General features: G+C 50.7%; 10 protein-coding genes. 6 read left to right on the forward strand and 4 right to left on the reverse strand.

Annotated elements, in window-relative coordinates:
• Positions 1–599: sterol carrier protein domain-containing protein (locus NZ772_10230; GenBank protein MCS6813928.1), on the forward strand; the 599-nt coding region annotated here is incomplete at its 5' end.
• A 125-nt stretch (positions 600–724) separates the two neighbouring features.
• The gene (locus NZ772_10235) at positions 725–1,114 is read left to right on the forward strand and encodes a hypothetical protein (GenBank protein MCS6813929.1); all 390 of its coding nucleotides are present in this window, start codon (positions 725–727) and stop codon (positions 1,112–1,114) included.
• Here NZ772_10235 and NZ772_10240 read toward each other — a convergent pair.
• Complete coding sequence (locus NZ772_10240; protein MCS6813930.1) at positions 1,111–1,851, reverse strand: HEAT repeat domain-containing protein; 741 nt, start codon at positions 1,849–1,851, stop codon at positions 1,111–1,113. The genes NZ772_10235 and NZ772_10240 overlap by 4 nt on opposite strands.
• Positions 1,852–1,893: 42 nt before the next feature.
• The gene (locus NZ772_10245) at positions 1,894–2,883 is read right to left on the reverse strand and encodes an aromatic ring-hydroxylating dioxygenase subunit alpha (protein MCS6813931.1); all 990 of its coding nucleotides are present in this window, start codon (positions 2,881–2,883) and stop codon (positions 1,894–1,896) included.
• Positions 2,884–3,109: 226 nt separating this feature from the next.
• On the opposite strand from NZ772_10245, the gene NZ772_10250 reads away from it, so the two are divergent.
• The 3 genes from NZ772_10250 to NZ772_10260 all read left to right on the forward strand — a co-directional run bounded on the left by NZ772_10250 (position 3,110) and on the right by NZ772_10260 (position 5,430).
• Positions 3,110–3,472, forward strand: a complete 363-nt coding sequence (locus NZ772_10250; GenBank protein MCS6813932.1) for a hypothetical protein — start codon at positions 3,110–3,112, stop codon at positions 3,470–3,472.
• A 60-nt stretch (positions 3,473–3,532) separates the two neighbouring features.
• Positions 3,533–4,774, forward strand: coding sequence for a bifunctional ornithine acetyltransferase/N-acetylglutamate synthase (gene argJ / locus NZ772_10255; protein MCS6813933.1), 1,242 nt, complete (start codon positions 3,533–3,535; stop codon positions 4,772–4,774).
• A 101-nt stretch (positions 4,775–4,875) separates the two neighbouring features.
• Positions 4,876–5,430, forward strand: a complete 555-nt coding sequence (locus NZ772_10260; protein ID MCS6813934.1) for a glutathione S-transferase family protein — start codon at positions 4,876–4,878, stop codon at positions 5,428–5,430.
• 132 nt (positions 5,431–5,562) lie between these two features.
• Here the strand turns inward: NZ772_10260 and NZ772_10265 are convergent, their stop codons facing one another.
• Positions 5,563–5,700 (reverse strand): photosystem II reaction center protein K, encoded by a 138-nt coding sequence (locus NZ772_10265; protein MCS6813935.1) that lies wholly within the window; start codon positions 5,698–5,700, stop codon positions 5,563–5,565.
• Between the two features lie 79 nt (positions 5,701–5,779).
• Here NZ772_10265 and NZ772_10270 point away from each other — a divergent pair, with 79 nt between their 5' ends.
• Complete coding sequence (locus tag NZ772_10270) at positions 5,780–6,973, forward strand: acetate--CoA ligase family protein (GenBank protein MCS6813936.1); 1,194 nt, start codon at positions 5,780–5,782, stop codon at positions 6,971–6,973.
• A gap of 14 nt (positions 6,974–6,987) precedes the next feature.
• On the opposite strand, the gene NZ772_10275 is transcribed toward NZ772_10270, so the two are convergent.
• Positions 6,988–7,279, reverse strand: a 292-nt coding sequence (locus NZ772_10275) for a hypothetical protein (protein MCS6813937.1), incomplete at its 5' end; no start/stop codon positions are given.

Raw genomic sequence — 7,279 nt, forward strand, 5'->3', positions numbered from 1 at the left:
AGAGCCTAGCCTATGCCTACCTATTGGGACACCTAGACCATCCTGAAGGCTATCTAGTAATGAAACAGCACCGTGATGGTAGTAACTCCATCATCCAAGTCAGAGATTGGGCATTGCTGACTCCTGCCGCCGTACACACCTTCTGGACATTTCTGGCTAACCAACGATCGCAGTGTGACGTGGTGCGCTGGCAAAGTGCTGCCATCGATCCCTTAAGCCTAGTGTTGCCTGAGCCTTCTGCCCATGTTGATCACGCAGATTGCTGGTTGCTACGCCTGATCAATTTGCCCTTGGCCCTAGAACAGCGCGGTTATCCCCCCCACATTGAAGCAGAACTCCACCTTTCCGTATTCGATGACCTTCTATCCCCCAACAATGGCAATTTCCTGCTAATAGTCACAGGCGGCAGAGGTACTGTTTGTCCAGGTGGCAGAGGCGACCTGCAAGTGCATATCCGTGGTCTTGCCTCCCTCTACAGTAGTCTGCTTTCACCATATCAACTCCGCGCCGTTGGGCTATTAGAGGGAACCGATGCCCACCTAGCCACGGCTGCTTCCGTATTTGGTGGGGCCTCCCCTTGGCTTCCTGACTTTTTCTAAACAGCATGAACACAGGCAATGCTTCGAGCGACAGGTAAGGCCGAGCTAGTGCGAGAGACAATCGTCCATTCCTGACCCTGGATTTAGTATAGGCTGGAAATAGTTGTAATACTGACCAGTCGATTATGAGTGAGTACGATCGCCTACTACTGATGGCAGAAGATGAGCTAACACAATACAGTACCGATGCCCGCAAAATTGAGAAACTGCGGCGCAAAATAGCTCTGTCGGTGAACCGGCTAGAGCAGCAGCGCATCAAAGCACAACTACAAACCGAAATGCCCACAACTTGGTGGGGGCGATTGCTGGAAACTCAGCGACAGACTGTAGCATTGCCGTTTTGGGGAATTGCCGGGTTAGGATTACTGTTGGGCATTTCCATGGTACAGCCGCTAGACTTTATTGCCACGGTAGCTGGTGGGTTCCTCGCCATCAAAATCCAGCAGTGGGGCTGGAAGCTAGAAGCCAAGCGGTTGTTGCTAAACACCTTAAACGAGCTAGATAGTTCCACCTAAAACCATCCTTGACGCTCCAGTTCCTCAATCACCTGTAGCCCTCTGGTGTCTCCCACCCGCAGAATTGCCGCCCGAGCATCTTCCCGTACCCCCATTTCTTCATCTTCCGCAAAGGCTTCAATCAAGGCATCGATCGCCGTTGCATACACCACATTAGACGGCATCTCTCGACAGAGTTGACCCAACGCCCAGGCACAATTGCTACGTACAGCCGCCACCTTGTCACGCCGTAGAGCTTCAATCAAGGGTGGAATCGCCGCTACCACCGTTTCATAACCCAGGGTTGCCATTTGCGCGAGGGCACTAGCTGCCCACAGGCGCACAGCAGAAATATCCGTTCGCAGTGTTTCAATCAAGGGCTGTAACGCTCGACGATCGCGACAGTTGCCCAGCGCCCAAGCAACTCCCTTACGCACATATCCATTCAAATCCGTTGCCAACTGGGTAATCAATGGCTCAACGGCATCTGCACTGGGATTTTTTCCCAACGCATAGGCCACACTTACCCGCACCAAGGGACAATCATCCGTCAATAGTCGCAAAAGGTGAGGAACAACCCGCGCATCCTGAATATCGCAAAAGGCACGGGCTGCACGCATTCGTTGCTGAGGGTCAGGGGATTCCAGCCATACCAACATTTCATCAGGATCCGGCGGTGGCACATCCTCGATTGGCTCTGCTTGATCAAGCCCATTACTCAGCTCATCAACTACAGTCAAATCATCACTGCTATACATAAAGACACTCTACAGCAGTTAGGGAGTTCTGAATTGGGGTTTCTAGGTTAAGATTCCGTAGGTAACACCCAACTGCTTTAGCCATTTGCGATACATGAGGGAAACACGATCGCTGGGTAAATGAAATTCCGTTGACGAGTCCAGCGGTAGTTTCATCGGCGAGTGGGATTCCAGATTGCCCACATCCTGCAACACAATCTTGTCTTGAAATTGCACAATCTCATCATGGGTTATCTGTTGACCATAGTTTAACGCCCCACTCATCCAGGCTATGCAGGTCTCTTCATCCACAGGTGTCACCGAGTAGAGCAATGCTAAACACTCACCCGTTGGGTTCAGCTTCCGCAGATAGGCAGTCAACGGACGAAACGCCCAGTAGTCGTAGTGAACATAGTCGCCCACACCTGTGCCATAGGGATCAGGCTGCCAAACGCGCACATCCTTAGCGTAAACGCCCTCACTCGTGATCATTGCCTCATAATCATCCACTTCTGGCTTGTTTACATCCCCCAGAATGCCACCGTGCACAAAGGGAAAGTGAGCTGCATCCAAGAAGTTTTCAATTGTCCGATAGCCGTTCGATCGCACAACATAGGGACCCGTGATGTAGAACCGATAGTCGGCCTGTCCCCATTCTGGGAAGGGTGGCACATCCTGGCTAGGTTCTCCCAAACATAGAAACACTAAACCATAGCGCTCTTGGACAGCATAGGTAGGGACACAGGCTTGTTTAGGCGGCGAATAACCAGGACAGGCAGGGACACTAACACAACGCCCTGTGCCATCGTAGACTAATCCATGATAAAGACAAACCAGAGTGTTGTTCTCAACGCGCCCTGCGGATAGTCGGACACTGCGATGGGGGCAGCGATCGTCCCAACCGTGCACCTGGCCATCTTGACCACGCCATACCACAACATTGATACCTAGAAGCTGCACACCGAGCACATCACCTGGCCTTAAATCACTAGACTTAGCAACCACATGCCAGTCATTCAACAAAACGGGATCCTTGCAAGGGGTACTGTTCATAGCATTGGGAAGACTTAACCACACTCCATAGTTTAGATGCCTTAGGTATTGATAAACTGCTTGCTGGTCACGTTTTTGTATTACAAGCCCAGGAGAACTATAGCCCGCAGGTTTTTCTCAAATCACCATGACGTAACCAAGGTCTCTGTGCTATACAGAGATAAGTCCCTCGATAAGTCTTTGATCGTAAACTCTAGTCATCGGCCACATTTCGCCTGAGGTAATTATGCAATTAGTTAGAGCTGCCTCACTTCTAGTTAGTTCATTAGCGCTGGTTATTGCCAGCCTAGCGTCATCTACAGTTGCTCAAACTACGCAGCAGCCCCTAGAAGAATTTACTCGTCCACAGGAAGCAGGACGAGATCCCTTTGGCTCCAGGAATGGTGGGGCAGGGTTCTTTGACCTAATTCACCGGGCAAATTTAGGTGGCTTGAAGAATAGTGCCGAGTTTCGTCAAGAACAACGTCAGAATATTGACAATGCTGCGGCTGACTTCCGAGCACGTCAATTGGAATTACTGCGTCAACAAACCACCCAACCTGCTGCGTCTACAGGTGAACCCACTGTAGTTCCCGCCTCATCTAATTAACAGCGTGGGCTTAATCCTGCTATAATCCCCCTTCGGAGCAGTGGAGCAAGAGAAGCATCTATGGCAGAGTGGCAACAGATTCCGGGGGGAGTGACTGCTCCCAAGGGCTATCAGGCATCAGGGATTACGGCTGGACTAAAGCCATCAGGTTCTCCAGATTTGGCACTCATCGTCTCAGAGGTAGAGGCGATCGCAGCGGGTGTGTTTACCACCAACCAGGTCTGTGCCGCTCCAGTCATTTATTGCCGTCAACGGTTGCAAGCTAAAGCAAGTGCTAGGGCTATCTTGGTAAATTCTGGGCAAGCAAACGCTGCCACCGGCTCGGAAGGCTTAGCAGATGCCCAAACTAGTGCTAACTTGCTGGCACAGGCACTAGGCATTGCTGCTGAAGAAGTGCTACTGGCTTCAACAGGCGTGATTGGCAAGCGTATTCGCATGGAGCCTTTAGCAGCAGGTCTTCCTAAATTGGTAGCAGCATTATCAAGCGAAGGCTCTGACGCGGCAGCACGATCAATTATGACTACTGACCTTGTGCCTAAGACCATTGCCTTAGAGATGATGGTGGGCGATCGTCCCCTGCGCATTGGCGGCATCGCTAAAGGATCGGGCATGATTCATCCCAACATGGCAACGATGCTAGCGTTTATTACCTGCGACGCAGCCGTCTCACCATCCCTGTGGCAGCAAATGCTGAGTCGAGCAGTTAGTCGCAGCTTCAATCAAATTACGGTAGATGGAGACACCAGTACAAACGACACAGTGATCGCCTTGGCTAATGGACAATCACGTACACCTGCTATTACAGAAGCGGGTGTTGATGCAGATAGACTAGAAGCCATGCTCACAGAAGCTTGCATCTACCTAGCAACTGCGATTGCCCGCGACGGGGAAGGCGCAACCTGCTTGGTTGAAGTACAGGTGACAGGCGCAGACGATGAAGCTTCAGCAGCACGGGTAGCTCGCACGATTGCAGGTTCATCCCTAGTCAAGTCAGCTATCTTTGGGAATGATCCCAACTGGGGGCGCATTGCTGGTGCGGCTGGACGGGCTGGGGTTGTCTTCGACCAAGGAAACCTACGTATCCAGTTAGGTGAGTTTGTGATGATGGCTCAGGGGCAACCGCAGGACTACGATCGAGATGCAGCTAGTGCCTACCTTAAGCAGGCCAAAGCCGGAGACTATCTCAAAACAGATAAAGTGACGATCATTGTCAGCATTGGCAATGGGCCTGCTAGCAGCAAAGCATGGGGGTGTGACTTGAGTTATGACTACGTGAGAATTAACGCAGAATATACAACCTGACGCGGCTTTTGCTTAGCTTGGTACCAAACTCAGATGTGAAATCAACCCACGGGACAGGGTAGAATGCAGGTGCTGTAGTCTTAAACGGAGTAGACAAGGCAATGCTGAAGTTGTATGGCGGTGCTCGGAGCCGCGCTTCAATTGTTCAGTGGTATCTAGAAGAGCTAGCCATTCCCTACGAGTTTGTCATGTTAAACATGCAGGCAGGTGAACATCGACAACCCCCATTCCTAGCCATTAACCCCATGGGTAAAGTGCCTGCGATCGTCGATGGCGATTTCACCCTCTGGGAATCGGGTGCAATTCTGCTATACCTGAGTGACCAATACGAACCCAGTGCCAAATCCCCAGCACAGCGGGCAGAAATTGCTCAGTGGGTGCTGTATGCTAACGCTACCCTAGGGCCTGGTCTATTTGTAGAGACCAATCGACAGCGAGAATTGCACCAGCTTACAGCCCTAGATCAAATCTTGGCCGCCAAGCCCTATCTGCTAGGAGAGCAATTCTCTGCAGCAGATGTTGCTGTAGGTGCTGTGCTCGCCTATATGCCAATTATGCTACAGTTTGACTTCAGCCCTTACCCTAGTATTACGGCTTACTTGCAACGCTTGGCTGAGCGTCCGGCATTTCAAGCAACAATTGGTAAGCGAAGCTAAGTGAGCACTGCTTATCATATTCAGATATAGTCAGAAAACCATCCACAAAAACATCAAAAAAGGGCAGGTTTGCATCTGCCCTCTTAGCTAAAACCCATAACCAACAATAGTATGTAGATAGGTCAAGCCAGATTATCTAAATCCGACCGCAGCTTGCCAAACAAAGGCCAACAGCAGGAAAAATACCGGGATCAACGGCAATACATCCACTAGAGGGTCAAAAATAGAATAGGCTTCAGGCAGTTTTGCTAATAAAATTGTGGCTTCCATGAACAAATTGACCTCGTAAAACTAGATCTCCATCTAGATAAAAATCGTAACATGTCTCTCATCCAGAATCGGACTCTTCATGGATTTACTTGAATATCAAGCTAAGGAATTATTTCAGATTGTCGGGATCCCTACATTGCCTGCTCAGCGGATTGATCATCCCTCAGATTTGAGGAGCCTGCAAATTCCCTATCCTGTGGTGTTGAAGTCTCAGGTACGCCGAGGTGGACGCGAACGGGCAGGAGGCATCAAATTAGTGGAGACTACGATCGATGCCTTCGCAGCCGCGCAACATATCTTCAACCTGCCCATTATGGGGGAATACCCCGAAGTATTACTGGCAGAAGCTAAGTACAATGCCGATCGTGAACTCTACCTAGCTGTTGCCATCAGCAGTGTAGTGCGTCGTCCAGTATTGTTAGGGTCTGCCCAGGGTGGCTCTGCGTTAGAAGCTGCCAGCGACACAGTACAGCAAGTGGTTGTGGATCAAGACTTTTCGCCCTTCTATGCCCGACGATTAGCCATCCGCATTGGTCTAGAGGGTAAGCTGATTCAAGCCGTCAGCGACATTGTGGAAAAGATGTATCGCCTATTCGTAGACAAGGATCTGGATTTTGTGGAAATTAATCCCCTAGGGATCAGTGCCAATGGAGAGGTGATGGCTCTGGATGGCAAGGTTGCTGTGAATGATGGTGCTATGGGACGGCATCCTGACCTGATTGCCATGACGCGACGCAACGGCAATGTGGGCGCTTGTCCAACTAACTATAGTGCCATGCCAATTTGCCCCTATCCGTTTCCACCGATGCTGACGTGCTTGGAAGGAACCATTGGCGTCCTGTGTAATGGTGCCGGCCTGACGATGGCAACCTTAGACTGTATCTATCAGCAGGGTGGACAACCTGCTAATTTCTTCAACATTGGGGGAGAATGTGCCTACGATTGGCAGCCCACGGTGTTGCAAGAACGCATGTGCCAAGGTCTAGACCAAATTTGGCGAGACTCTCAGGTCAAAGTCATTCTCATCAACATTATGAGCACGATCGTCACAAGTCAACAGGTAGCAGAGATAGTGCTTACCTGCGTTACAGAGCGCTTCCCCAAACCTAGAGATTTACCCTGTCCGATTGTGATGCGTGTCATCGATGCTATATCGCCTGATCTAGAGTCAGCCCTAGCAGCCCATACCATCTATGTCAATCCTAGCTTGAATGCAGCCGTGCAGCGGGCGATCGCTCTAGCAGCCCCAACCACCTCTGACCTACCGGAGTGACCGTTCTGTAGCAGCTACAAATCAATCGCTCTACCTTGCTCTGTGAATATGACAGACTTAATTCCCCAAGCTGGATGGCTAGTCACAGTTTTGCTAAGGCTGCCAAACAGCGCTAACTGCTCACAGGTAGACAACGACACAAAGCTCCGCCTAGCCGTAGGGCTGCGGCGTAAATCGATTGTCACCTGAGGGCTTCCTGGTTTATGCTCAACCCGATAGCCCACCAGCTCAACGTCAGCATTGCTCTGCCGATCCACAATAATGCCTACCACTGCTTCTAGAGAGCGCTCACTAGATACGGTCACT

This window comes from Cyanobacteriota bacterium (assembly GCA_025054735.1).
Taxonomy (GTDB): domain Bacteria; phylum Cyanobacteriota; class Cyanobacteriia; order SKYG9; family SKYG9; genus SKYG9.

Excerpts from the sequence above, each read along its gene's own strand:
- argJ (MCS6813933.1), top strand. The coding sequence starts at position 3,533 with ATGGCAGAGTGGCAACAGATTCCGGGGGGAGTGACTGCTCCCAAGGGC.
- NZ772_10265 (MCS6813935.1), bottom strand. The coding sequence starts at position 5,700 with ATGGAAGCCACAATTTTATTAGCAAAACTGCCTGAAGCCTATTCTATT.
- NZ772_10240 (MCS6813930.1), bottom strand. The coding sequence starts at position 1,851 with ATGTATAGCAGTGATGATTTGACTGTAGTTGATGAGCTGAGTAATGGG.
- NZ772_10250 (MCS6813932.1), top strand. The coding sequence starts at position 3,110 with ATGCAATTAGTTAGAGCTGCCTCACTTCTAGTTAGTTCATTAGCGCTG.
- NZ772_10235 (MCS6813929.1), top strand. The coding sequence starts at position 725 with ATGAGTGAGTACGATCGCCTACTACTGATGGCAGAAGATGAGCTAACA.
- NZ772_10260 (MCS6813934.1), top strand. The coding sequence starts at position 4,876 with ATGCTGAAGTTGTATGGCGGTGCTCGGAGCCGCGCTTCAATTGTTCAG.
- NZ772_10270 (MCS6813936.1), top strand. The coding sequence starts at position 5,780 with ATGGATTTACTTGAATATCAAGCTAAGGAATTATTTCAGATTGTCGGG.
- NZ772_10245 (MCS6813931.1), bottom strand. The coding sequence starts at position 2,883 with ATGAACAGTACCCCTTGCAAGGATCCCGTTTTGTTGAATGACTGGCAT.